Below are 24,387 nucleotides of genomic sequence, written 5' to 3'. Positions count from 1 at the left end.
CTTCACGCTCCTTTCTTAGAGAATAATCCGCTGGGGTTTTTGCACATCGGCGATTAGGGAGGCGCCGGTATATTTCTCCATATTGCAGACACAGCTGTTCCAGCCGGAGACCCCTTGGCCGGTGGAGACCGGTCCGCAGAGAATATTGTCCGCTCCTCCGGTATCGATGCCGGTTTTTTCATCCATATCGACCCAGGAGCCATGGGGCAGGCCAATGACGCCGGGCATAAAGCGATCGGTAAGGCAGGCGGTGCGCAGGGTTTTACCGTGCTGGCTGGTTAGTAAGACCGTATCCCCATCGGCAAGCCCTTTTTCCTTGGCATCCTGGGTGCTGATGTAGACCGGGTTGGGCCAGGTTTCGCGGAGCCACTGGACATTGTCGAAGACGGTGTGGGAGCGGCGGAGGTAGTGGGGATTGATCACCTGGTAAGGATAGTCCCCTTTGACTTTACCCTGCCAGTCTTTAAAGGTTGCCTCATAGCCTTCCACAGGGGGAATATGAGTGGGGATGGGCTTGATCTCACTATAGCCCAGGTTATTGATGGTATCTCCCAGCACTTGAGAGTAGATTTCCATCTTACCGCTGGCTGAATTGGGGCGGGGATTGGCTGCCGGGTCATCTCTGAATTCTTTAAAGGCGATAAAGCCATAGTTGTCTCCCGGTTTTCTTTCAACTTGGAAAATACCCTTTTCCTGGAACTCTTTTAAACCAATCCGTCCTTCCTGAGGCTTGCCCTGAACACCCCATTCGGCAATATCGGCCTCCGTGATGGTGACCATGGGGATTTTGCTTATCCCGTCTTCATGGGTGGTGGTTGCACCGGCAATCTGATTGAAAAACTGTTGTTTGGCATCGATGGGAAAAGCTTCATCCGGATCGATCCCTAAGCGTTTGGCCAGTTCGATGGCAATCCATTCGTCACTTTGACATTCATACATGGGTTCGGTGATTTGGGAATACATAATCACCATTTCCCGATTACCGGTTAAAAACCCGCCGATTTTTTCCCATTCCGTGGTGACGGGGAGGACAAAGTCGGAATACTTGGCGTTGGTGGTGAGGAACTGACCGTGACTGACGACCAAATCCACTTTGCGGTGAGCTTCAATGCCTTTGGTCATCCCGTCTCTGGATTGCAAGGCCGCACCGCTGTCGTGATAAATCAGGCGGATATCAATATCCCGTGTTTCCCCTTTATAATACTTCTGATGACCTGTCCAGTTATATTTGCCGTCGACAATCGCCCGCCACATTTCCGTATCATTAAAGCTGTCGTCAACTGGATTTTTAATTGAAGGCAATTTATTGGAGCCGGGTTTTACCAGCATGTCGCCCCCGTTACTGGAGCGGCTGTGGCAACTGATTCCGCACATATGGCCGGATTTTCCCAGATGTCCGGTCATGGCTCCGATGGTCATAAAGAGCTGGGGCAGATTATCCGTATTTTGAGTTCTGGCAGAGGCCCAGCCGGTTAAAATGGCTACTTTTTTATTCTTGTTCATGGCCCGGGCCAGATAGCGGATCCTGTCCGGAGCGACGCCGCTGATTTCGGCAGCCCATTCTGCATTTTTGGGGATACCGTCATAGGTGCCGAGTACATAATCTTTAAAATTGTCTTGGGGGTTGGTGCCTTCCGGCATACTCTCAGCATCAAAACCGAGGGTATTCTTTTTCAGGAATTCCCAGTCAATTAAAGGATTGTGAACCGGATCGTCTTCTTCCAGTAAAGTATAGGCAACTCCCAGAAGCAGTGCCGTATCCGTAACAGGCCGGCAGGGAATCCAATCCGCTTCCAGCAGGCCATAAGTATCGTTATAATAAGGATCAACCGCAATAAACTCGGCCCCGGCCTTTTTCACCTGAAGGAAATTATAGGCGGGATTGCCGGCTGAACTCCAGGCCGGATTGAGGCCAAACATAATAACGGTATCACAGTTGCGCATATCCAACCTGTCATTGATCCCCGAATTGGACTCCGGGCTGTAACCGATGACATCGGGAGTATAAGTCCAGTTTACCCGGGATGTGGTTCCCCAATGGGGCACATATCCCCCGTATAAAGCCAAAACCTTGGAGACGGGGCCGCCATCGGCAAAAAGTGAACGGTTATCCTTTTCCGCTTTGATTCTTTTTATTTCTCCGGCAATGGCATCCAGGGCTTCATCCCAGGATACCCGCACCCATTCGTCCTGACCCCGGAGCTCTTTCTTGCCTCCGCCCGGTTCCCAGTTCTTCCTCTTCATCGGATACTTCAGACGGTCAGCGCCAAAAAACCTGCTGCCGTTGAGCCCGTCCCCGCACGCAGGCCCGTTGTTGCGGATAGTCCGGGCTGTCCGGGTGGGTGTCGTCGGTTTTTTGCCGGATGACCACCCCATCCACCACATAGGCCTTGTTAAGACATCGTCCGCCGCAGTTATGCCAGCAGGCGGCGGTGATCCATTTGCCTTCTTTGTCGGCGGCTTGATCGGCTGTGGCCTGGGTTAAGCTGCTGCCGCAACCGGCAAGAGATAGGCTGGCTGTGGCGGCGGCACTGGCTAAAATGAAGGAGCGCCGGCTTAATTTAGCACCTGTGATTTTGTCAATGAAATCCATACTGTTAAGCCTCCTTAAACTAGATTATAGTGAAACATATTACTAAATAGGCTGAATGAATGTGGCCTCCTCTCTCTGCTGAGTGGGGTTATTTTGTATTGGTGAAAAGTCCGACTAGCTAAATTATAGCAGTAAAATCTTAACAGATTATTATTAATCATTAACATAGTATTAAAATTGCATTTTGGCCCGAAGTGGGGGGATAAGGAGGATGATCTGTTGCGTATTTTGCTGTTGAATCCCGTTGACCGGTCATTGACCGGCCAAAAAGATGATATCAGAGTTAGAAAATGGTATAATAGAAGGAAGAGGGGAGTGGGGCTCATGCAGCAACGCTTATTGGCTCGGCTGCTGGAAGAAAAGGAAATGAAGCAGCAAATGTTGACGATATTATTGAAACAGTCAATCACTTTGTCTGCTTTGAATATATGCATTGCCAATGCGGGTGAGGAGCTGTCGAAAGGAATGATTAAAGAATTACGGAAAACTGGTATAATGGTCATGTAGGAGGAGCGGGCAGATGGGTCAATTCGAAAAGATATTACTAAAAAATACTATGTGGAACAAAAGATAAAGATATAGATTTTGCTGATCTCTGCAAAGTGTTGGGACACCTTGATTTTAAGGAACGTATTAGCGGTAGCCATCATATTTTTTATAAAGACGGTATGGACGAAATTATAAATATTCAACCAAATGGGTCTAAAGCAAAGCCGTATCAAGTTAAACAGGTAAGACAAATTATTTTGAAATATAAGCTTGGAGGTGGTATTGATGCATAAATATGAGATAATCATATACTGGAGCGATGAAGACGAGGCATATATTGCAGAAGTGCCGGAATTACCAGGATGTTGTGCTGATGGCAGGACACACCAGGAAGTTTTAAAGAATATCGAAATAGTTATAAATGAATGGATAGAAACTGCAAAATCTTTAGGAAGAACCATTCCCAAACCCAAAGGGAGATTATTATTTGCATAAGATCTGCTCTTTAGTTTTTAGAGGCCGCCATCTGTGGCGGCCTCTAAGGATCAAGCTAAGGCCCTTAACACTTCCTGACGGAAAGGTTAAGGGCCTTAGCGTTTACTTGGGCATGATACCCATGATGCTCATAACGCTCAGGTTATGCCGATACTTGTGGTCACGATCGCCGCGTAAAAGACATACCTCCCGATCAGTTGGCCTAAAACCAGGCAGGCACAGGCCAGATAGACATGGCCGGCTTTAAAGCCGCTGCCGGTTGCCTGTTTGCCCGGCCAGAGCAGGAGCACGGCTCCCCCCAGGATAAGAAGCCATTTGAGGACGATGACCATGGTCATGCCGCTTAAGATGGCCGCGCTGGCTTGGGCGGCCATACCCGCCTTGCCTAAACTTAAGGCGTGGGGAACGGCAGAGACGGCCTGGAAGATCACAGCAGCCAGAACAATGGCCCCGTAGATCTTTTTATCCATATTCTGCAACTCCTTCAGGCTGGAGGCGATAAAGAGAAGAGCACCCAGAGCCAGGGTCGTGGCATAGAAATCGATGAAGGTATGGGCTCCTTGCCAAATCGGCACCGTGGTGGAGGAATAGAGTTTCCCCATGGAAAAGACGGCAGCCAGGCCGATAAGACTGCCCGCCCAACGCAGGAGCAGATCCAGGCCGGCGTTGTCCGGCTTAAGGTATTGCACCAGAGCATAGACAATGGCGATGCCGGCGAAGAGACCGCTTAAAAGGGCTTCATTGCTTAACCAGGAGGTGCCCAGGTGGGAGAGGGAGTTCAAGAACGCTGTGGGTCTGCCCAAATGCAGCAGGGAGGCCAGAATGCCGACGATGCTCAACCCTGCGGCGACATAGGAAGCGGTTTTGAAGGTCTTTTCTTTGTAAAGCTGCTTGCTGAGCGTGATAAAGAGCATGATCCCAATGGCGGCTTGCATGCATAAGGAAAAGATCAATAAACTTGTTTCAGCCATGGTTAGATCTCCTTCCCTTTGAAATCGTTGTGCAGGGCGTTGTTTTGGCTTGAATCAGGAGAGCGGGCTTGGTGACGGCCGAAGCAGGCAGGAAGGGCAATTCGCTGACGCTGTCCCCATGTTTGGCCTTGAGTTCGTCCAAGTCCCCCCATTCGATGGCGCGCATAGGGCAGGCATCCATACAGACAGGGTTTTCCCCTGCTTCGATGAGATCCTTGCACATGTTGCATTTGCTGATTTGTCCCAGTTCGGGGATGAATTGGGGGACCCGTAAGGACAGTTCCAGGTACAGTAGCGGCAGCCGATGCACTTGGCTTTATCATGATCCACAATGCCGTTTTCCAGCTTGTGCAGGGCCTGGGTGGGACAGCCCTCGACACATTTGGGGTTTTCGCAGTGATTGCAGGTGCCGGAATAGTGAAAAATCCCTGGCTTTGGATAGGAACCGGTTTCAAAGGCTTTGACCTGACGGAAGAGCGTTCCCACGTTCAGATCGTTTTTATCCTTGCAGGACACCTGGCAGGTGCGGCAGCCGATGCAAGAGGTCATATCAAAATAGAATCCGTATTGACTCATGATCCTTCACGCTCCTTTCTTAGAGAATAATCCGCTGGGGTTTTTGCTCGGGATCAGGGAGGGGGCGGTGTATTTCTCCATGTTGCAGATACAGCTGTTCCAGCCGGAGACCCCTTGGCCGGTGGAGACCGGTCCGCAGAGAATATTGTCCGCTCCTCCGTCGGCATTCATGTCTCCTTCTGACTGCCATGCCGACCCAGGGCAGATCAACTCACAGGCGGCTGCGCATAAAGCGATCGGTAAGGCAGGCGTATCGCATCGTTGTGCCTGCCGGCATGCCTGGTTGAGTAAAGACAGCCTTTTCAGCTCGGACCTCCTTTCTCTCGCATACCTGAGGATTCGCTGATTGTCTCGATGGCTATGGTCTGGCAATTCACATTGAAGCCGAGACACACGGTGGCACAAGGTAACTGATCGACTCTCTGAGCGCATGCGTACACCAACCAAACGCGTTACGGCCGCTCTTGCCAGACTTTGGCCCTGGGTCGAGATCCTTAAAGGCGATGTAGCCGTAGTTATCTCCTTTTCCTCAATCTGATAGACCTTTCAATCCTGGTGGCTCCTCACTCTTCGGCAGGGCGCCCACACTAGCACTCTTCATCTGATCCGTTCTTATACCTGTGAGTAGAATTCGAGTTTACCGCTGGCGGAAGGACGGGGATTGGCCTCGGGATCGTCGCAGAAATCCTTAAAGGCGATGTAGCCGTAGTTATCTCCCGGTTTTCGCTCAATCTGATAGAGTCCTTTTTCCTGGAATTCCTTGAGGCTGATCTGGCCTTGCTGTGGTTTGCCCTGGACACCCCACTGGGCAATATCTTCTGCCGTAATGGTGACAAGGGGAGCGGCCGTTTTACCATCGGGCAAAATGACGGTGCTGCCGGCGATTTGGTTGAAGAACTGCTGCTTGGCGTCGATGGGAAAGGCTTTAGAAGCATCTACACCCAGGCGTTTGGCCAGTTCTCTGGCAATCCATTCATCACTTTGGGCCTCGTAGAGAGGCTCGGTAATTTGGGAATACATGATCAACATTTCACGATTACCGGTCAAAAAACCGCCGATTTTTTCCCATTCCGTGGTGACGGGGAGGACAAAATCGGAATACTTGGCGTTAGTGGTGAGGAACTGACCGTGACTGACGACCAAATCCACTTTGCGGTGAGCTTCGATCCCTTTGGTCATGCCGTCGGCAGATTGGAGCCGGGCATTATTATCATGATAGATGAGGCGGATATCGATATCTTTCATTTCGCCCTTCAGGAATTTTTTGTTGCCTGTAAAATTGTATTTGCCATCGACGATGGCCCGCCACATTTCGGTATGGTTGATACTGTCTTTGACAGGATTGTCTACAGTAGGCAGGCCGTTTTTACCCGGAGATACTAAGGTATCCCCGCCGTTAGCGGCACCGCTGTGGCAGCTCACTCCGCACATATGCCCTGATTTCCCCATATGGCCTGTCATGGCCCCGAGAATCATCGCCATTTGCGGCAAGTTGTCGGCATTTTGTGTTCTTCCGGCAGACCAGGCATAGAGAAGGGCTACTTTTTTGTTTTTGTTCATGGCCCGGGCCAGATAGCGGATTCTGTCCGGGGCGACGCCGCTGATTTCGGCAGCCCATTCCGCATTTTTGGGGACACCGTCATAGGTGCCGAGAACATAGTCTTTGAAGTTGTCCTTGGCATCGGTGCCTGGGGGCATGGAGTCGGCGTCAAAGCCTATGGTATATTTTTTGAGGAAATCCCAGTCAATTAAGGGGTTTTTGACGGGATCATCCTCGACGATTAAGGTGTGGGCCACCCCAATCATCAGAGCTGTATCCGTAGCCGGCCGGGTGGGAATCCAATCGGCTTCCAGCAGGCCGTAGGAATCGTTATAAAAGGGATCAATGGCGATAAAATCGGCTCCGGCTTTTTTAACCTGAAGGAAATGATAGACCGGATTACCGGCAGAGCTCCAGGCAGGATTCATATTGAACATAATCACCGTGTCACAATTGCGCATATCCAGCCTGTCATTGATGCTGTCACCGCTGGAGGAGCTGAAACCGACGGGACCCGGGGTATAAGTCCATGAACCCAGTGAAGTTGTCCCCCAATTGGCTACATAGCCGCCATAGAGGGCCAGAACTTTGGCAGCGGGGCCGCCGTCGGCAAAGAAAGCACGATTGCCTTGTTCGGACTTGATGCGTTTAATTTCGCCGGCGATGGAGTCCAGGGCTTCATCCCAGGAGATTCTCACCCATTCATCCCGGCCCCGGAGCTCTTTCTTGCCCCCGCCCGGTTCCCAGTTTTTTCTCTTCATCGGGTATTTTAAGCGATCGGCGCCAAAGACTTGCTGCCGTTGGGAGCGTCCCCGCACGCAGGCCCGTTGTTGCGGATAGTCCGGGCTGTCCGGGTGGGTGTCGTCGGTTTTTTGCCGGATGACCACCCCATCCACCACATAGGCCTTGTTAAGACATCGTCCGCCGCAGTTATGCCAGCAGGCGGCGGTGATCCATTTGCCTTCTTTGTCGGCGGCTTGATCGGCTGTGGCCTGGGTTAAGCTGCTGCCGCAACCGGCAAGAGATAGGCTGGCTGTGGCGGCGGCACTGGCTAAAATGAAGGAGCGCCGGCTTAATTTAGCACCTGTGATTTTGTCAATGAAATCCATACTGTTAAGCCTCCTTAAACTAGATTATAGTGAAACATATTACTAAATAGGCTGAATGAATGTGGCCTCCTCTCTCTGCTGAGTGGGTTATTTTGTATTGTGAAAAGTCCGACTAGCTAAATTATAGCAGTAAAATCTTAACAGATTATTATTAATCATTAACATAGTATTAAAATTGCATTTTGGCCCGAAGTGGGGGGATAAGGAGGATGATCTGTTGCGTATTTTGCTGTTGAATCCCGTTGACCGGTCATTGACCGGCCAAAAAGATGATATCAGAGTTAGAAAATGGTATAATAGAAGGAAGAGGGGAGTGGGGCTCATGCAGCAACGCTTATTGGCTCGGCTGCTGGAAGAAAAGGAAATGAAGCAGCAAATGTTGACGATATTATTGAAACAGTCAATCACTTTGTCTGCTTTGAATATATGCATTGCCAATGCGGGTGAGGAGCTGTCGAAAGGAATGATTAAAGAATTACGGAAAACTGGTATAATGGTCATGTAGGAGGAGCGGGCAGATGGGTCAATTCGAAAAGATATTACTAAAAATACTATGTGGAACAAAAGATAAAGATATAGATTTTGCTGATCTCTGCAAAGTGTTGGGACACCTTGATTTTAAGGAACGTATTAGCGGTAGCCATCATATTTTTTATAAAGACGGTATGGACGAAATTATAAATATTCAACCAAATGGGTCTAAAGCAAAGCCGTATCAAGTTAAACAGGTAAGACAAATTATTTTGAAATATAAGCTTGGAGGTGGTATTGATGCATAAATATGAGATAATCATATACTGGAGCGATGAAGACGAGGCATATATTGCAGAAGTGCCGGAATTACCAGGATGTTGTGCTGATGGCAGGACACACCAGGAAGTTTTAAAGAATATCGAAATAGTTATAAATGAATGGATAGAAACTGCAAAATCTTTAGGAAGAACCATTCCCAAACCCAAAGGGAGATTATTATTTGCATAAGATCTGCTCTTTAGTTTTTAGAGGCCGCCATCTGTGGCGGCCTCTAAGGATCAAGCTAAGGCCCTTAACACTTCCTGACGGAAAGGTTAAGGGCCTTAGCGTTTACTTGGGCATGATACCCATGATGCTCATAACGCTCAGGTTATGCCGATACTTGTGGTCACGATCGCCGCGTAAAAGACATACCTCCCGATCAGTTGGCCTAAAACCAGGCAGGCACAGGCCAGATAGACATGGCCGGCTTTAAAGCCGCTGCCGGTTGCCTGTTTGCCCGGCCAGAGCAGGAGCACGGCTCCCCCCAGGATAAGAAGCCATTTGAGGACGATGACCATGGTCATGCCGCTTAAGATGGCCGCGCTGGCTTGGGCGGCCATACCCGCCTTGCCTAAACTTAAGGCGTGGGGAACGGCAGAGACGGCCTGGAAGATCACAGCAGCCAGAACAATGGCCCCGTAGATCTTTTTATCCATATTCTGCAACTCCTTCAGGCTGGAGGCGATAAAGAGAAGAGCACCCAGAGCCAGGGTCGTGGCATAGAAATCGATGAAGGTATGGGCTCCTTGCCAAATCGGCACCGTGGTGGAGGAATAGAGTTTCCCCATGGAAAAGACGGCAGCCAGGCCGATAAGACTGCCCGCCCAACGCAGGAGCAGATCCAGGCCGGCGTTGTCCGGCTTAAGGTATTGCACCAGAGCATAGACAATGGCGATGCCGGCGAAGAGACCGCTTAAAAGGGCTTCATTGCTTAACCAGGAGGTGCCCAGGTGGGAGAGGGAGTTCAAGAACGCTGTGGGTCTGCCCAAATGCAGCAGGGAGGCCAGAATGCCGACGATGCTCAACCCTGCGGCGACATAGGAAGCGGTTTTGAAGGTCTTTTCTTTGTAAAGCTGCTTGCTGAGCGTGATAAAGAGCATGATCCCAATGGCGGCTTGCATGCATAAGGAAAAGATCAATAAACTTGTTTCAGCCATGGTTAGATCTCCTTCCCTTTGAAATCGTTGTGCAGGGCGTTGTTTTTGGCTTGAATCAGGAGAGCGGGCTTGGTGACGGCCGAAGCAGGCAGGAAGGGCAATTCGCTGACGCTGTCCCCATGTTTGGCCTTGAGTTCGTCCAAGTCCCCCCATTCGATGGCGCGCATAGGGCAGGCATCCATACAGACAGGGTTTTCCCCTGCTTCGATGAGATCCTTGCACATGTTGCATTTGCTGATTTGTCCCAGTTCGGGGATGAATTGGGGGACCCCGTAAGGACAGTTCCAGGTACAGTAGCGGCAGCCGATGCACTTGGCTTTATCATGATCCACAATGCCGTTTTCCAGCTTGTGCAGGGCCTGGGTGGGACAGCCCTCGACACATTTGGGGTTTTCGCAGTGATTGCAGGTGCCGGAATAGTGAAAAATCCCTGGCTTTGGATAGGAACCGGTTTCAAAGGCTTTGACCTGACGGAAGAGCGTTCCCACGTTCAGATCGTTTTTATCCTTGCAGGACACCTGGCAGGTGCGGCAGCCGATGCAAGAGGTCATATCAAAATAGAATCCGTATTGACTCATGATCCTTCACGCTCCTTTCTTAGAGAATAATCCGCTGGGGTTTTTGTACATCAGGGATCAGGGAGGCGCCGGTGTATTTCTCCATGTTGCAGATACAGCTGTTCCAGCCGGAGACCCCTTGGCCGGTGGAGACCGGTCCGCAGAGAATATTGTCCGCTCCTCCGGTATCGATGCCGGTTTTTTCATCCATATCGACCCAGGAGCCATGGGGCAGACCAATGACGCCGGGCATAAAGCGATCGGTAAGGCAGGCGGTGCGCAGGGTTTTGCCGTGCTGGCTGGTTAGTAAGACCGTATCCCCATCGTTGAGTCCTTTTTCCCTGGCATCCTGGGTGCTGATGTAGACGGGATTAGGCCAGGTTTCGCGGAGCCACTGGACATTGTCGAAGACGGTGTGGGAGCGGCGGAGGTAGTGGGGATTGATCACCTGGTAAGGATAATCCCCCTTGACTTTGCCTTGCCAGTCTTTAAAGGTGGCTTCATAACCTTCGACGGGGGGAATATGGGTGGGTATGGGCTTGATCTCACTATAGCCCATAGCATTGACCGTGTCGGCCAATACCTGTGAGTAGAATTCGAGTTTACCGCTGGCGGAAGGACGGGGATTGGCCTCGGGATCGTCGCAGAAATCCTTAAAGGCGATGTAGCCGTAGTTATCTCCCGGTTTTCGCTCAATCTGATAGAGTCCTTTTTCCTGGAATTCCTTGAGGCTGATCTGGCCTTGCTGTGGTTTGCCCTGGACACCCCACTGGGCAATATCTTCTGCCGTAATGGTGACAAGGGGAGCGGCCGTTTTACCATCGGGCAAAATGACGGTGCTGCCGGCGATTTGGTTGAAGAACTGCTGCTTGGCGTCGATGGGAAAGGCTTTAGAAGCATCTACACCCAGGCGTTTGGCCAGTTCTCTGGCAATCCATTCATCACTTTGGGCCTCGTAGAGAGGCTCGGTAATTTGGGAATACATGATCAACATTTCACGATTACCGGTCAAAAAACCGCCGATTTTTTCCCATTCCGTGGTGACGGGGAGGACAAAATCGGAATACTTGGCGTTAGTGGTGAGGAACTGACCGTGACTGACGACCAAATCCACTTTGCGGTGAGCTTCGATCCCTTTGGTCATGCCGTCGGCAGATTGGAGCCGGGCATTATTATCATGATAGATGAGGCGGATATCGATATCTTTCATTTCGCCCTTCAGGAATTTTTTGTTGCCTGTAAAATTGTATTTGCCATCGACGATGGCCCGCCACATTTCGGTATGGTTGATACTGTCTTTGACAGGATTGTCTACAGTAGGCAGGCCGTTTTTACCCGGAGATACTAAGGTATCCCCGCCGTTAGCGGCACCGCTGTGGCAGCTCACTCCGCACATATGCCCTGATTTCCCCATATGGCCTGTCATGGCCCCGAGAATCATCGCCATTTGCGGCAAGTTGTCGGCATTTTGTGTTCTTCCGGCAGACCAGGCATAGAGAAGGGCTACTTTTTTGTTTTTGTTCATGGCCCGGGCCAGATAGCGGATTCTGTCCGGGGCGACGCCGCTGATTTCGGCAGCCCATTCCGCATTTTTGGGGACACCGTCATAGGTGCCGAGAACATAGTCTTTGAAGTTGTCCTTGGCATCGGTGCCTGGGGGCATGGAGTCGGCGTCAAAGCCTATGGTATATTTTTTGAGGAAATCCCAGTCAATTAAGGGGTTTTTGACGGGATCATCCTCGACGATTAAGGTGTGGGCCACCCCAATCATCAGAGCTGTATCCGTAGCCGGCCGGGTGGGAATCCAATCGGCTTCCAGCAGGCCGTAGGAATCGTTATAAAAGGGATCAATGGCGATAAAATCGGCTCCGGCTTTTTTAACCTGAAGGAAATGATAGACCGGATTACCGGCAGAGCTCCAGGCAGGATTCATATTGAACATAATCACCGTGTCACAATTGCGCATATCCAGCCTGTCATTGATGCTGTCACCGCTGGAGGAGCTGAAACCGACGGGACCCGGGGTATAAGTCCATGAACCCAGTGAAGTTGTCCCCCAATTGGCTACATAGCCGCCATAGAGGGCCAGAACTTTGGCAGCGGGGCCGCCGTCGGCAAAGAAAGCACGATTGCCTTGTTCGGACTTGATGCGTTTAATTTCGCCGGCGATGGAGTCCAGGGCTTCATCCCAGGAGATTCTCACCCATTCATCCCGGCCCCGGAGCTCTTTCTTGCCCCCGCCCGGTTCCCAGTTTTTTCTCTTCATCGGGTATTTTTAAGCGATCGGCGCCAAAGACTTGCTGCCGTTGGGAGCGTCCCCGCACGCAGGCCCGTTGTTGCGGATAGTCCGGGCTGTCCGGGTGGGTGTCGTCGGTTTTTTGCCGGATGACCACCCCATCCACCACATAGGCCTTGTTAAGACATCGCCCGCCGCAGTTATGCCAGCAGGCGGCGGTGATCCATTTGCCTTCTTTGCCGGCGGCTTGATCGGCTGTGGCCTGGGTTAAGCTGCTGCCGCAGCCGGTAAGAGACAGGCCGGCGGTGGCGGCGGCACTGGCTAAAATGAAGGAGCGCCGGCTTAGTTTAGCATTGGTGATTCGGTCAATCAGATCCATACTGTTTAGCCTCCCTTAAACTACATTATAGTGAAAAATATTACAAAATAAGCTGGATGTGACCTCCTTTCTTTATGTAGTGTTGTGTGATATGGTATGTGAAAGATCTGACTAATTTAATTATAGCAGTAAAATCTTAACAAATTATTATTAATCCTTAACATATTATTAAATCCGTAACTTAAAGAAGGTGAAGTACAGGGACCAGGAATAGTTCATACAGTTATGGATTATACCCTGTGTTAAAATTCAGCTGTTTTAAAAATGAGGAAGCAGGCTTCGTCATTTTTAAAACAGCCGATTTTTAAACTGAGGGCTTGCTTGTTGCTGTTTGCAATATGAAATCAGCTATGGTATGGTTAATCTATCCTTAAGAACAGGAGGTACAGAACGATGTGTAACACTGAATTGATTTTGAAGAACCACAAATTAAATCCAGAAATTCAGGAGGGGGCACATCTTTAGTTTGCTGACTGTTTTTTCCTATACCTTTTTCTTAGGCTATTAATCCAGTTACAAAATCCGGTTAAGCAACCAAGACGAAGATGTTCTCTATCGTCTTTTTTTGTGCCCTTCTCCCCAGAACATTAAAAAAGGAGCTAGGGCAAATGAATGTAGTATTTGAGGGAGTGTCTAAAAGTTACCATGACAGGATGGTCCTGCAAAATGTCAGCGGTGGCATAAATCAAGGGGAGAAGGTTGGTCTGATTGGCAGCAATGGCATAGGGAAAACGACCCTTGCCAGGATCCTGGCCGGCGCGGAAACCCCGGATCAGGGCAGTATTGAGTATACGCCCCCTAATGGGCTGATCATCTATCTGCAGCAATACTCCGATTTTCAACCAGGTGCTTCCGTGTATGAGGAACTCTATCAAGCAGTCCGTAAAAATGCCAATGTCTACGGACCGCTGGACACCGTGGTAAAGAAATCCCTGCATCAATTCGAGATCCATGAATCTTTGTGGGGGCTCCCGGCAGCAAGTTTGAGCGGCGGCGAAAAAACCAAGCTGATGCTCTGTAAAACCCTGACCAGGGATTTTGACTTGCTGATCCTTGATGAGCCTACCAATCATTTGGATATGGATAGTGCGGCGACCTTGGAAAGGATTATTCAAGGGATCAAACAATCTGTTTTAATCCTGTCCCACAACCGGTACCTGCTGGACCGTGTGGCAGACCGGATCTGGGAACTGACGCCCTCAGGTTTGAAAGCCTATAAAGGCAATTACTCCGCATATAAAACCCAGAAAGAAAATGAAGAGAAGCATACCGCCAAAGAGTATGAAAAGCAACGATTGCGAATCAGGCAGTTGACCGAAGGGATTCGCCAGCGAAGAAGCTGGCTGGCCGGCGCTCAAAAAAACTCCGACTATAAGAATGCCGCCAAAACTCAGGCCAGCGCCATTAAAGCCAAAGAAAAAGAGCTGGCCCGGTTATTAAGCAACAAAATCCCCAAACCCCGGCAAGCCCCCCTCCCGGCCTTTGACTTTATCAACAAATTTCCTGTTCAGAACCAGAAGCTGTCGCCCCTTGTCATACGCGCCAGCCAATTAACGAAGGCCTATGGAGACCATACCGTCTTTGCCGATGTATCCTTTACCATGGGCAGGGGTGAAAAGGCAGCTTTGCTGGGGGATAACGGAGCGGGAAAAACCACGCTTTTAAAAATTCTCTGTGGGGTTGACCGCAATTTTCAGGGGCAGCTCTCCCTGGACCCGGCCCTGCGCATCGGTTACTTTTCCCAGGAATTTGAAGAACTTGACCTGGGCGGTACGATCCTGGAAAACATGAAAACCTTCGATAAATCGGCAGAAGATATCCGAACCCTGCTGGCCTGCCTTTTATTCAGGAAAAACGATGTTTTTAAAAAGGTTAAGGGGCTGAGTATGGGGGAAAGGTGCCGGGTCGCCATGGCCAGGCTGATTCTCTCCGGAGCCAATTTTCTGGTTTTGGATGAACCGACCAATTATTTGGATATGGGGGCTAAGGAAAAAATCGAAACGGTCCTGGAGCGCTATGCAGGCGGCATTTTGTTGGTTTCTCACGATGGGTATTTCGTCCAAAGGATGGCCGCGAAAATTATGCGGTTGGAGCAGGGAGCGTTAACGATCTATGAGGGAAATTATGATGATTATCTGCGCAAGAGAAAAAATGAAGGGGCACAGAATAAGGGCGGGTTGGATTTTGTCACAATTCGCAACCGCATTCTCCAGCTTGAATGTGACTTGGCCTGCCTCGGCGGAAAGCTCAATCAAAGGTTGGGAGAAGAGGATAAAAAAAGCCTTCATGAAGAGTATCTGCGCAAAGCCCAAGAGGTGAATGCCTTACGAAAACTTTTGTAAGTATAGGATTAAGAAGCTGTCCTGTAAGTAGAGGGATGAAGAAGCGGTCTCCAAGACAGTGGGAAAAAGCCTTGACTCTTACCTTGGAGGAGGGCTTATGCTTAGCACGAGGTGAAGAATGATGCTGTACACGGTTAAAGAAGTCGCCGGATTGGCGGGAGTTACGGTCAAAACGCTCCATCACTATCATAAAATAGGATTGCTCAAGCCATGTGAGATCACGGATGCCGGCTATCGTCTCTATGGGGCGGAGGAACTGGAGCGTTTACAACAGATCTTGTTCTACCGTGAGCTTGATTTTTCCCTCAGCGATATCCAAAAAGCCCTGGAGGACCAACCGGGCCGCTTGATGTGTCTGACCAAACAACAGGAACTGCTTATAGCGCGCAGGCAGAGACTGGATTGTTTGCTGAAGACCATTGGCGAGTCGATTGTCCTCACCAAGAAAGGAGAAGTTATGGAAAAATCAGCAATGTTTCAGGGACTTAACGCCGATGCCTGGAATACCGCTCTGGCGGAGCAAAGTCAATACCTTAAGGATCACTATGGGTATGAGCTGCCCAAAGTAGAGACTGAGCAAACCGATGAGATGAACGATAGTGCCGCTGAAGCCAAGCAGTTTCTGGATTTCCTGGCTGAGGCCCTGCGGGCCGGCTGGAAAGGGAATGATCCCAGGCTGCACAAGAAGATAGAGGAGCATTTGGCCTTTTTAAAGGACCATGGACATCTTATCGATGCCCAAACCTTTGCCGCTCAAGCCAGATTCTTTCTGGAGGATGATTTTCATCGCGGTATGCTGGAAAGCCAGCAGCTGGGGCTTTGCTACTACCTCTGCATCGCTGCGGAAATGTATGCAGCTGCCAATCAGTAATCAATAATCGTTAATCAGTAAAGGATTAGAATAATAGGGAAGACCTGCTCTCTTGAAGGGCAGGTCTTCCTTTGTACACATGCCCTGTGGGCAGCGCCAAGTGCTTTACCTAAAAGCTTTGCTTTAGAGCAGGGGGCTGATATCCCCGGTGTAAAACAGGTTGAGACGGTGCAGGGCTCTGGTGCAGGCGATGTAGAGAAGATTTTTGTCATCTTCACTGTCATAATGCTCTTGATCGGCATCGCAGATGAGTACAGCGTCAAACTCCAGGCCTTTTGATAAATAGACGGGGATGGCGAACACTCCTTTCAACTCCATCTCCACGTCGTTTCTGATCAACTGAAGAGGAACCTGCTCCTTCAGCCGCTCATACAGAGAGCCGGCGTCTTGCTCAGTTTTGCAGATTAACCCGATGGATGGATATCCCTTTTCCCGGCAAGCGTTAATCTCCTTAATGATCAGCTGATCAAGACTCTCTTGATCGGGAGCGGTCAGGACGGCCGGAGGATCGCCTTTTCTGCTGAAGCTGTTGAGTTTAAAGCTTGGCTCGAGAAACCTGGTGCTGTACTCTAAGATCTCCTTGGTGCAGCGGAAGCTTTTATCCAAGGTTACCAGGGCTGAGTGCTGCTTATTGAATATTTGCCTTGCCCGGTCGTAAAGGGATAGATCTTCCTGCTTGCCGATGGTTTGCTTGATATCCCCTAAAATGGTATAGCGGGATTGGGGAAACAGGGCCTGAAAGATTTCGAAATGAAGAGGGTCATAATCCTGAGCTTCGTCGATGACCACCTGCTTGATCCCTTGATAGCCGTTATAACCTTTTGCCTTCAGGTGGAGAAAGGTCAAGGCCAGGGCGTCATCATAAGCCAGGACATCCCGGTTAAGATTGTCGCAGGTAAAATCAATAATCTCCTCTATACAGTCGGGCAGTTCCAAGCCTTTGGCCAAACGATAAAAATAAGGTTTGTCATTGAAGAGCTTTTGATAAAGTCCGGCACAATCGAACTGGGTGAATTCCTGTATTTGCTTAAGCAAAGCGGTGCTTTCCAGAAGTGATAACCTGCGGGCCCTTTCTTCCACGCCAAACTCCTGCCCGGTTCGCTGGTGAACAAAGGTTTTCAGCTTTTCCAGACGATGTGTGCGCTGCTTGTGGACGGATTTTAAAATGGATTTCTCCAGGTGCTGCAGGGAATAGCTTAAGGGAGCAGGAGTCCGTTTCTGGTCTTTAAGGAGTTGTGCTTTTAATAATTGCCGGCTGGCCAGGCACTTCCCGTCATAATAGATATCGCTGAACCGGTTCCAGCGCTGGGGCAAGTCGGCAATAAAACGCTTTAAGATCTCAGCAAACTGGCTCGAAGCTTTAAAGGCCAGGCTGTTTTTCAGGAGCATTCTCTTTTGAGGGCCGTCTTGGGAGCGGCCGGGAGAGAGCAGGGATTCCAGAAATTGATTCCTGGTTTGGATGGTTTCCCGCTGCAGCACCTTGCGCAGTATTTCATCAACTACCAAAGAATGAACATTGCTCTCTCCCAGTTCGGGCAGGACATGGGCAATGTACTTTGCAAAGAGGGTATGGGGGGAGATAATGATGATGTCGTTGTTGGATAATTTAGTCGCGAGACCCTGATACATCAGATAGGCGACGCGATGGAGGGCGACGGAGGTTTTGCCGCTGCCGGCAGCTCCCTGGACCATCAGCAATTCCATTTCCAGATCGCGGATCACCCGATCCTGGTCTTGCTGGATGGTCTCGACGATGGTTTTCATGGTCGGGGAAGTATTCTGGGAAAGCAGCTTGCGCAGGAACTCATCCATGATTTGCCGATCGGCGTCAAAGAAATAGTCCAGTTTCCCTTTATGGATCTCATATTGACGCTTTAAGCTGACCATTCCGCTTATTCTGCCGCCGGGGGATTCATAGAAGGCTTCCCCCGTGCCGAAACGGTAAAAGACACTGGCTATAGGCGAGCGCCAGTCATAGATAGTGATGTCATGGGTTTTGTCATCCTGAAGGGAAGACCGCCCGATATAGATCTGCTCCGGGGATTCCTCGTCAGCGAACGTAAAATCCAGGCGGGCAAAGTAAGGGGAATCAAGCATTTTTTCCAGAATCAGGATCTTGTTGGCATCCCGTTCATATTCGGAGACTTTTGCCGACACGGGATTGGCGTACTGGCTTAACTCCACAAGGGCGTGAAAATTATCCATGGACCAGAGGCCGGAGATGGAATGAGAGGTGTCTTCCCGCATTTCCTGCTTGGCGGCAAGTATCTCAGCCTTATTATCCTCGCTTCTTAGTCTGGCTGCAGCCAATTGTTCCTCGACGATGGCTAGGGTTTGTTCCAGACGCCTGTTTTCCAATTCTTGTTCCACTTGAATTTTCTCCAAAGCCCAACCCCCTGTTCATGACATTTCTTCACCTATGTTACACATAATGGCTGGGGATTATAAGAATGTTATTTGAAAAAATTTAATGGTATAATTAAAGTAGGGGGAAAGCAATCGTCAAGCTGCCGCCCTTTTTTATTGCCAAAAACCGGCTTTGTTATTCGGCGCTCTCAAGGGTGACGGTTCTTGCCGTGATTCTTACTAAAAATGAAATTTTATCTTCCCGGAAGGAAATCCAAGGGAATAGGCTGAATATAGCAATCGGAAGAAATAAGCAAAGAACGGATTAAAGAAGAGGTAAAGCGATGTTGTTTTTATTGGATTTAGGCTTGATGATTGGCCTGGCAGTTGCAGGCTATGGATTGTTTAGGAAGATTAATTTTCCGGCGCCTTCCATTATGGGACCGATGATGATCTTAGGAATATATCAGGTTTTAGGAGGAGGACTCCCTGAATTCTCCCTGACCATCGTTAATATCCTGCAGATCGTGATCGGTCTGTCTTTAGGGGCCAGAATCAATGATCAGAAGCTGGCCGATCTGGGTAAAGTGTTGCGGCCGTCTCTCGTTATCGCAGTTTGGACTTTGTTGTCAACCTTTGGCATGACCTTTATTATTCATCAATTCACACCCAATATGGCCACGGCTCTTTTTGCGGCTGCCCCCGGCGGAATTTCGGAAATGACAGTGCTGGCCTTAGTTTACGACGCCGCGGTGCCCATTGTGTCCACTTATCAATTTGTACGTTTAGTGGTCATTATCAGTGTGGTGCCTTTAATCGCCCGTTGGCTGCAGGGAAGACAGAAAAGCAAAGACCTCGCGGTTGATCAAGAGCCTGCCGGAGCTGTTCTGGGGGGAGCGGACTTGGAAGATTCCCAGGGGCCGGAGTCAAAAACTGCTCAGGAGCAGCCGGTATCCGCGTTAACCACCTGGCAAATCCTTCCCCTTTACCTGATAGGCACTTTGGGAGGATTGCTTCTGCTGGCTTTGAACTTTCCCGGGGGTGGAGTCATCGGAGCTATGGCTGCCTTGGCCATAACCAATGTACTGTTTAAAAAGCAGTATAAATTCCCCAATAGTGTGATGCAAATCGCCTTACTGGGAATTGGAATGAGTATTGGGTTGGAGTTTTCGCCGGAGATAGTCCGGACGATTCGGGAGATGCTCCTGCCGATTGTCGGGTTCTCTCTCCTGATTGTGCTCAGCAATCTTGCTGTGGGCTGGTATATCCGTCACCTGACCCATTGGGATATGATCACCTGTCTGTTGAGTTCGGCGCCCGGCGGCCTGAATCAAATGCTTGTGGTTGCCGAAGAGATGAAGGCCGATTCCCTGACCATCAGTATACTGCAATTGGTGCGCCTGCTGATTATCATCATCTGCATCCCGTTGCTGGCCCCTTTTTTCGTCTGAACATCATAAGATAATTAATTTATTGAGAAAAAAGGTTTCTGAATGTTAAAATGGATTTGACTGTTCGGACAATAGATGATCGGTGTCGGAAGGAGTGGCAGTATTGCAATACAGCAGCAGATATGAAGTCAATACCCTGAGAAGGTTTATGGAGCAAGCCTTTACCGCCTGCGGGGTATCAGAAGCCGATGGGCAAATTGTAGTAGATAACCTGCTCTACGCGGAACTGCGGGGAATCAAGAGCCATGGTGTAAGCCGTTTTCCTGTGTATTTGCGACGCATCCAAATGGGCGCGGTAAACCCTCAGCCTCAAATAAGCATGGAGCAGAGGACTCCGGTACTTCTTAAAGTGGATGGGGATAACGGCTTGGGTTCCGTGGTTATGGTGCATGCTCTGAACCGGGGTATGGAGCTGGCTGAGCAGTTGGGAATCTGTGCCGTCGGGATCAAAGGGAGCAACCATTGCGGAGCTTCCGGCTACTATTGTGAGCTTGCCGCGGAGCAAGGCCTGGTCTCCATCGTTCTAACGGACGGTCCTCCGGCTACTCCGCCCTGGGGAGGCCGGGAGGCTTATTTCGGAACGAATCCAATGGCCTTTGGCCTGCCGCGGGCACAAAAACCTCATATCATAGTGGATTTGGCTACTTCATTGGCGGCCCGGGGGAAAGTCATCCGGGCGGCGGCTCAGGGAGAGAAAATTCCCGAAGGGTGGGCTCTTGATAGGGAAGGCCTGCCTACGACAGATCCCCAGGCTGCCTTGGCCGGGGTCTTACTGCCTATGGCAGGTGCCAAAGGCTATGCCTTGAGCCTGGTTGTGGAGCATTTGGCCGGCGTTCTGGTGGGAGCCGGTTTCGGCAAAGATGTGGCATGGCAATACAGTGAGGGGAACAAACCCGCCAATGTAGGCCATTTTATTATTTTAGTCAAGGCTGATGCTTTTATGGAGATGGCAGACTATCACAAGCGCACGGAACAGTTTGTTGAAGAGATTAAAAAGATTCCCTTAGCTCCTGGCACGAAAGAAATCAAACTGCCTGGGGAACGTTCCTGGGAACAACAGCAAAATACAGAGGCCCAAGGGATTATCCTTGACGCTGACTTGCAGGCAGCCCTGCAAACCATTGCTCAGGAGTTAACTATTAATTTAGGTTAGCATGCATTTGGAATCAGCCACATTGTCTTTCTGCCGTATGGAGGATTGCTTATGATCAGAATTGTCTATACTATGACACTTGGCCATAATCGGGATATTATCAATCAATTGATCCATGCCAAAAAGTCAAAGGATGTCTCTGTGGAAGTGCTGGAAACGGCCAGCCCTCAGGCCTTAATGGAGTATGATCTGGAAAACACCATTGTCATTGCCCGCGGCATCTATTACTTGACCCTCAGTAAAAGCTTTAAGCATGCTCGGGTGATTGAGCTGGCCGTCACCGGGTATGATATTCTGCGGGGAATTGTGGAGTGTAAAAACAACTATCAGGCCCAAAAAATTGCCATCATCCTATCAGAAACCATTCAGGTCGAGAAAAGCTTCATTGAGGACATTTTGGATGTACAGCTGACGGTTTTCCCGGTCAAAGACTATGACCATGTGGATGAAGTCTTCAACTATGTAAAGGGCCTGGGATTTGATGCCGTCCTGGGCGGGTTTACGGTTTTTCGCATGGCCCAGAAAGAGCGAATCAATTCTGTAGCCATTACCATGGGATATGAGGCCAACTATTTAGCGATTACCGAAGCCTTTAGTGTGGCCAAAGCCATTATTAAAGAGCGCAGGAAAAATGAGCTTTTCCGAATTATTCTGGAAAACACGGATGGAGCTGTCCTCGCTTACGATAATCAAGGATTGGTTATGGCTTATAACCAAGGGATCTATGATATTTTGGATCTCCCCGCCAACGAGATCCTTACAGGAAAAGAGCTCTCTGTTTTTTTGCCCCAATTTAAGGAAGCCCAACTCACTGAAGAAACTTTCTCCGCCAATGAAATCATTACCATCAACAACCGCAAGGTCGTGATCAACAAAAGAAGTATTATCATTGAACACAATAACCTGGGCACGGTCTTAATGCTGCAAAATGTGGACGCGTTGCAAAAAACAGAGATCGATGTGCGCCAGAAATTAAACAAGAAAGGGTTAGCGGCCAAGTATACCTTTGATGCGATTATCGGTCAGAGTGAGGTGGTCCAGAAAATCATCCGCGTGGCGAAGAAATACGCCGTTGCCAACTCCAATGTGCTGATTATCGGCGAAACAGGGACAGGAAAAGAGCTTTTTGCGCAAAGTATTCATAACCACAGCATGCGGCAAAACCAGCCCTTTGTGGCCATCAATTGCGCAGCTCTCCCCGAGCAGCTGCTGGAAAGCGAACTTTTCGGCTATGTGGCAGGAGCGTTTACCGGAGCTGCCAAAGGAGGGAAGGTGGGCCTTTTTGAATTGGCCCATAAAGGGACCCTCTTTCTGGATGAAATTGCCGAAATGCCCATGGGCTTGCAGGCGAAGCTCCTGCGTGTCCTCCAGGAACGGGAAATCCGTAAGCTGGGAGATGACAAGATTATCCCCATTGATGTGCGGATTATCGCCGCTACCAACGAGGATTTGCGCTTAAAAGTGCAAGAAGGTAAATTCCGCCAGGACCTTCTCTACCGTATCGATGTGTTGAGTTTAAGCATTCCACCCTTGCGGGAGCGCCGCGAAGACATTAAGGCCATTGCTAAAACCTTTTTGGCTGAATTTTCCCAAAACCGTCAGCAGTCCATCCGCTTAAGTCAGGAAGGGCTCCTGGAACTGATGCGCTATGACTGGCCGGGCAATATCCGGGAAATGCGCAATGTCTGTGAACGGCTATCCGTGCTCTCTGAGAACAAAACCAGCGGAGTTCACGAAGTAAAAGAAGTATTGAATATAAAAAAAGAGCCCCCTTTGAATCTGATCACTCAGACCGCGGCCATGCAAAATTCGTCTCATCAGGAAAGACCGAGCAAAATGACCCAGCAGCAAATGGCAGAAATGCTGGGAATCAGCCGTACAACATTATGGCGCAGAAAACAAAGACAGGAAATGAAGGCCGATGGGGAAAATCTTTAAGACCATACATGCCGTCGTTTGCGGAAGTATGGTTATTTTTTTGTGCAATATAACCGGGCAGCTGAAACGATGAAACAAATGCAACAAAGTGCAACAAAATGAAACGTTTTGATGTTTCGAGAAAACTGGCAATTTTCTAAAAAATGTCCAAGTTATTGGAAAATTTAAAACCCATTGATAATTTAACCAAGGAATTCAGAACCGGTCCAAAGAGTGAGATAAGTCTAAAACTTCAGGCAGCAGGCGGGAAAGGCGAGAATCCGGCATTTGAAAATAAAAAGTTTTCCAACACTTCTCCATAGTTGGCATGGATATTGCATTTTTAATCAGTCAGGATTAAGACGTGGGAGGGAATCTTGATTGATAAGCAAAGGATACAAACCAGTCATCGGCGTTACTATGGGAGACCCTGCGGGAGTAGGGCCGGAAATTGTCGCCAAAGCCGCTGCCCAAGGAATCTTAGCTAAGGATGCTCATCCCATTATTGTTGGGGATCAACGTTTATTCAAGCGCGGTATGGAAATTGCCAAGGTGAGGGTCGATTTTCAAGTGGCCGCCACCTTAGAGGAAGCCTTAACCATGGACGGGATCGTTGTTTTAGATACCCGGAAGTTTGATGCTGCGGATTTGGTGATGGGAGAATTAAGGGAGGAATGCGGACGGGATGCCGCCACCAACATTCAAACCTGTGTGCAGTATTGCCGGCAGGGCTTGATGGACGGAATTTGCTTTGCACCCAACAACAAAGCGGCCATGAAAAAAGCGGGGTTTGTTCTGCATGGGGCGATCGATTTGCTGGCGGGATTTTTCCAATTCACAGGCAACCGGGGAGAGCTGAATGTGCTGGATGATGTCTGGACAGCCCGGGTCACCAGCCATATCCCTGTTAAAGACATCAGTGCCCGGCTCACTGAAGAGGGAATCCTTAACTCCATCCATCTGGTCAATGACACTCTGAAACGGGCCGGTATTGCCAAGCCCCGCATTGCCGTAGCCGCCTTGAATCCCCATGGAGGGGAAGGGGGCACCTGCGGGAGGGAAGAGGTTGAGGTCATAGCTCCCACAGTGGAAAAAGCCAAAGCCATGGGGATTGAGACAGACGGTCCTTTCCCGGCGGACACTCTGTTTATTAAGCTCTTCAACAGGGAATACGATGCGGCAGTGACCATGTTTCATGATCAGGGCCAGATTGCGATGAAGCTTAAAGGATTTGATCAGGGGGTTACGGTCATGGCCGGCTTGCCCAATCCGGTGACCACCTGTTCCCATGGCTCAGCCTTCGATATTGCCGGTAAGGGAATTGCCAATCCCGGAGCATGGGGGAATTCCTATGGGCTTGTGGTCAAAATGGCTGCAGTGGATAAGCTGGCAAGGGTTAAGGAGGGCTGA

The 24,387-nt window shown here is 49.7% G+C and carries 17 protein-coding genes and 4 pseudogenes; 12 read left to right on the top strand and 9 right to left on the bottom strand.

Annotated elements, in window-relative coordinates:
• Window positions 1-15 precede the first annotated feature (15 nt).
• A pseudogene (locus DESLBE_RS07285) lies at window positions 16-2,593 on the bottom strand (molybdopterin-dependent oxidoreductase).
• Between the two features lie 219 nt (window positions 2,594-2,812).
• Here DESLBE_RS07285 and DESLBE_RS07280 point away from each other — a divergent pair.
• The 3 genes from DESLBE_RS07280 (at window position 2,813) to DESLBE_RS07270 (ending at window position 3,577) form a co-directional block, all read left to right on the top strand.
• Window positions 2,813-3,100 carry a hypothetical protein gene (locus DESLBE_RS07280; RefSeq protein ID WP_144676015.1) on the top strand — a complete coding sequence of 96 codons (288 nt, stop codon included), beginning with the start codon at window positions 2,813-2,815 and terminating at the stop codon, window positions 3,098-3,100.
• A gap of 95 nt (window positions 3,101-3,195) precedes the next feature.
• Entirely contained in the window at window positions 3,196-3,375 is a 180-nt protein-coding gene (locus DESLBE_RS07275; protein ID WP_243131251.1) for a type II toxin-antitoxin system HicA family toxin, read from the top strand.
• The gene (locus DESLBE_RS07270) at window positions 3,368-3,577 is read left to right on the top strand and encodes a type II toxin-antitoxin system HicB family antitoxin (protein WP_144676011.1); all 210 of its coding nucleotides are present in this window, start codon (window positions 3,368-3,370) and stop codon (window positions 3,575-3,577) included. Before DESLBE_RS07275 ends, DESLBE_RS07270 begins: the two co-directional genes overlap by 8 nt.
• Window positions 3,578-3,714: 137 nt before the next feature.
• On the opposite strand, the gene DESLBE_RS07265 is transcribed toward DESLBE_RS07270, so the two are convergent.
• The 4 genes and pseudogenes from DESLBE_RS07265 to DESLBE_RS07255 all read right to left on the bottom strand — a co-directional run.
• Window positions 3,715-4,548 (bottom strand): DmsC/YnfH family molybdoenzyme membrane anchor subunit, encoded by an 834-nt coding sequence (locus tag DESLBE_RS07265; protein WP_144676009.1) that lies wholly within the window; start codon window positions 4,546-4,548, stop codon window positions 3,715-3,717.
• 2 nt (window positions 4,549-4,550) lie between these two features.
• Window positions 4,551-5,124, bottom strand: a pseudogene (locus DESLBE_RS07260) (4Fe-4S dicluster domain-containing protein).
• Window positions 5,125-5,130: 6 nt separating this feature from the next.
• Entirely contained in the window at window positions 5,131-5,295 is a 165-nt protein-coding gene (locus tag DESLBE_RS26515) for a hypothetical protein (RefSeq protein ID WP_172625400.1), read from the bottom strand.
• A gap of 444 nt (window positions 5,296-5,739) precedes the next feature.
• Window positions 5,740-7,773 (bottom strand): annotated as a pseudogene (locus DESLBE_RS07255) (molybdopterin-dependent oxidoreductase); the annotation flags it as partial.
• A 217-nt stretch (window positions 7,774-7,990) separates the two neighbouring features.
• Between DESLBE_RS07255 and DESLBE_RS07250 the strand changes: the two are divergent.
• The 3 genes from DESLBE_RS07250 to DESLBE_RS07240 are packed head-to-tail and all read left to right on the top strand — an operon-like array spanning window position 7,991 to window position 8,754.
• Window positions 7,991-8,278 (top strand): hypothetical protein, encoded by a 288-nt coding sequence (locus DESLBE_RS07250; protein ID WP_144676015.1) that lies wholly within the window; start codon window positions 7,991-7,993, stop codon window positions 8,276-8,278.
• A gap of 13 nt (window positions 8,279-8,291) precedes the next feature.
• A complete protein-coding gene (locus DESLBE_RS07245) occupies window positions 8,292-8,552 on the top strand; it encodes a type II toxin-antitoxin system HicA family toxin (protein WP_144676013.1) in 261 nt (86 codons plus the stop codon).
• On the top strand, window positions 8,545-8,754 hold the full coding sequence (locus DESLBE_RS07240) for a type II toxin-antitoxin system HicB family antitoxin (RefSeq protein WP_144676011.1): 210 nt from the start codon (window positions 8,545-8,547) through the stop codon (window positions 8,752-8,754). The genes DESLBE_RS07245 and DESLBE_RS07240 overlap by 8 nt, the downstream gene beginning before the upstream one ends.
• A gap of 137 nt (window positions 8,755-8,891) precedes the next feature.
• Here DESLBE_RS07240 and DESLBE_RS07235 read toward each other — a convergent pair whose 3' ends face one another.
• From DESLBE_RS07235 to DESLBE_RS07225, 3 genes and pseudogenes are all read right to left on the bottom strand, one after another.
• Entirely contained in the window at window positions 8,892-9,725 is an 834-nt protein-coding gene (locus tag DESLBE_RS07235; protein WP_144676009.1) for a DmsC/YnfH family molybdoenzyme membrane anchor subunit, read from the bottom strand.
• 2 nt (window positions 9,726-9,727) lie between these two features.
• Window positions 9,728-10,303, bottom strand: coding sequence for a 4Fe-4S dicluster domain-containing protein (locus tag DESLBE_RS07230; protein WP_144676007.1), 576 nt, complete (start codon window positions 10,301-10,303; stop codon window positions 9,728-9,730).
• Window positions 10,304-10,322: 19 nt separating this feature from the next.
• Window positions 10,323-12,897 (bottom strand): annotated as a pseudogene (locus tag DESLBE_RS07225) (molybdopterin-dependent oxidoreductase).
• A gap of 608 nt (window positions 12,898-13,505) precedes the next feature.
• Here DESLBE_RS07225 and abc-f point away from each other — a divergent pair.
• Window positions 13,506-15,239, top strand: coding sequence for a ribosomal protection-like ABC-F family protein (gene abc-f, locus DESLBE_RS07220; RefSeq protein WP_144676005.1), 1,734 nt, complete (start codon window positions 13,506-13,508; stop codon window positions 15,237-15,239).
• A 118-nt stretch (window positions 15,240-15,357) separates the two neighbouring features.
• Window positions 15,358-16,110 (top strand): MerR family transcriptional regulator, encoded by a 753-nt coding sequence (locus DESLBE_RS07215; protein WP_144676003.1) that lies wholly within the window; start codon window positions 15,358-15,360, stop codon window positions 16,108-16,110.
• A 123-nt stretch (window positions 16,111-16,233) separates the two neighbouring features.
• On the opposite strand, the gene DESLBE_RS07210 is transcribed toward DESLBE_RS07215, so the two are convergent.
• Complete coding sequence (locus DESLBE_RS07210; protein WP_144676001.1) at window positions 16,234-18,495, bottom strand: UvrD-helicase domain-containing protein; 2,262 nt, start codon at window positions 18,493-18,495, stop codon at window positions 16,234-16,236.
• 305 nt (window positions 18,496-18,800) lie between these two features.
• Here DESLBE_RS07210 and DESLBE_RS07205 point away from each other — a divergent pair, with 305 nt between their 5' ends.
• The 4 genes from DESLBE_RS07205 to DESLBE_RS07190 all read left to right on the top strand — a co-directional run bounded on the left by DESLBE_RS07205 (window position 18,801) and on the right by DESLBE_RS07190 (window position 24,387).
• Window positions 18,801-19,907, top strand: coding sequence for an AbrB family transcriptional regulator (locus tag DESLBE_RS07205; RefSeq protein ID WP_018305237.1), 1,107 nt, complete (start codon window positions 18,801-18,803; stop codon window positions 19,905-19,907).
• 103 nt (window positions 19,908-20,010) lie between these two features.
• Window positions 20,011-21,060 (top strand): Ldh family oxidoreductase, encoded by a 1,050-nt coding sequence (locus DESLBE_RS07200; protein WP_144675999.1) that lies wholly within the window; start codon window positions 20,011-20,013, stop codon window positions 21,058-21,060.
• Window positions 21,061-21,111: 51 nt separating this feature from the next.
• Window positions 21,112-22,998 carry a sigma 54-interacting transcriptional regulator gene (locus DESLBE_RS07195; protein ID WP_144675997.1) on the top strand — a complete coding sequence of 629 codons (1,887 nt, stop codon included), beginning with the start codon at window positions 21,112-21,114 and terminating at the stop codon, window positions 22,996-22,998.
• Between the two features lie 360 nt (window positions 22,999-23,358).
• A complete protein-coding gene (locus tag DESLBE_RS07190) occupies window positions 23,359-24,387 on the top strand; it encodes a 4-hydroxythreonine-4-phosphate dehydrogenase PdxA (protein WP_015943767.1) in 1,029 nt (342 codons plus the stop codon).

Source organism: Desulfitobacterium sp. LBE (assembly GCF_007830365.1).
Taxonomy (GTDB): Bacteria; Bacillota; Desulfitobacteriia; order Desulfitobacteriales; family Desulfitobacteriaceae; genus Desulfitobacterium; species Desulfitobacterium hafniense.
This window is presented reverse-complemented; position numbering and strand designations above follow the sequence as displayed.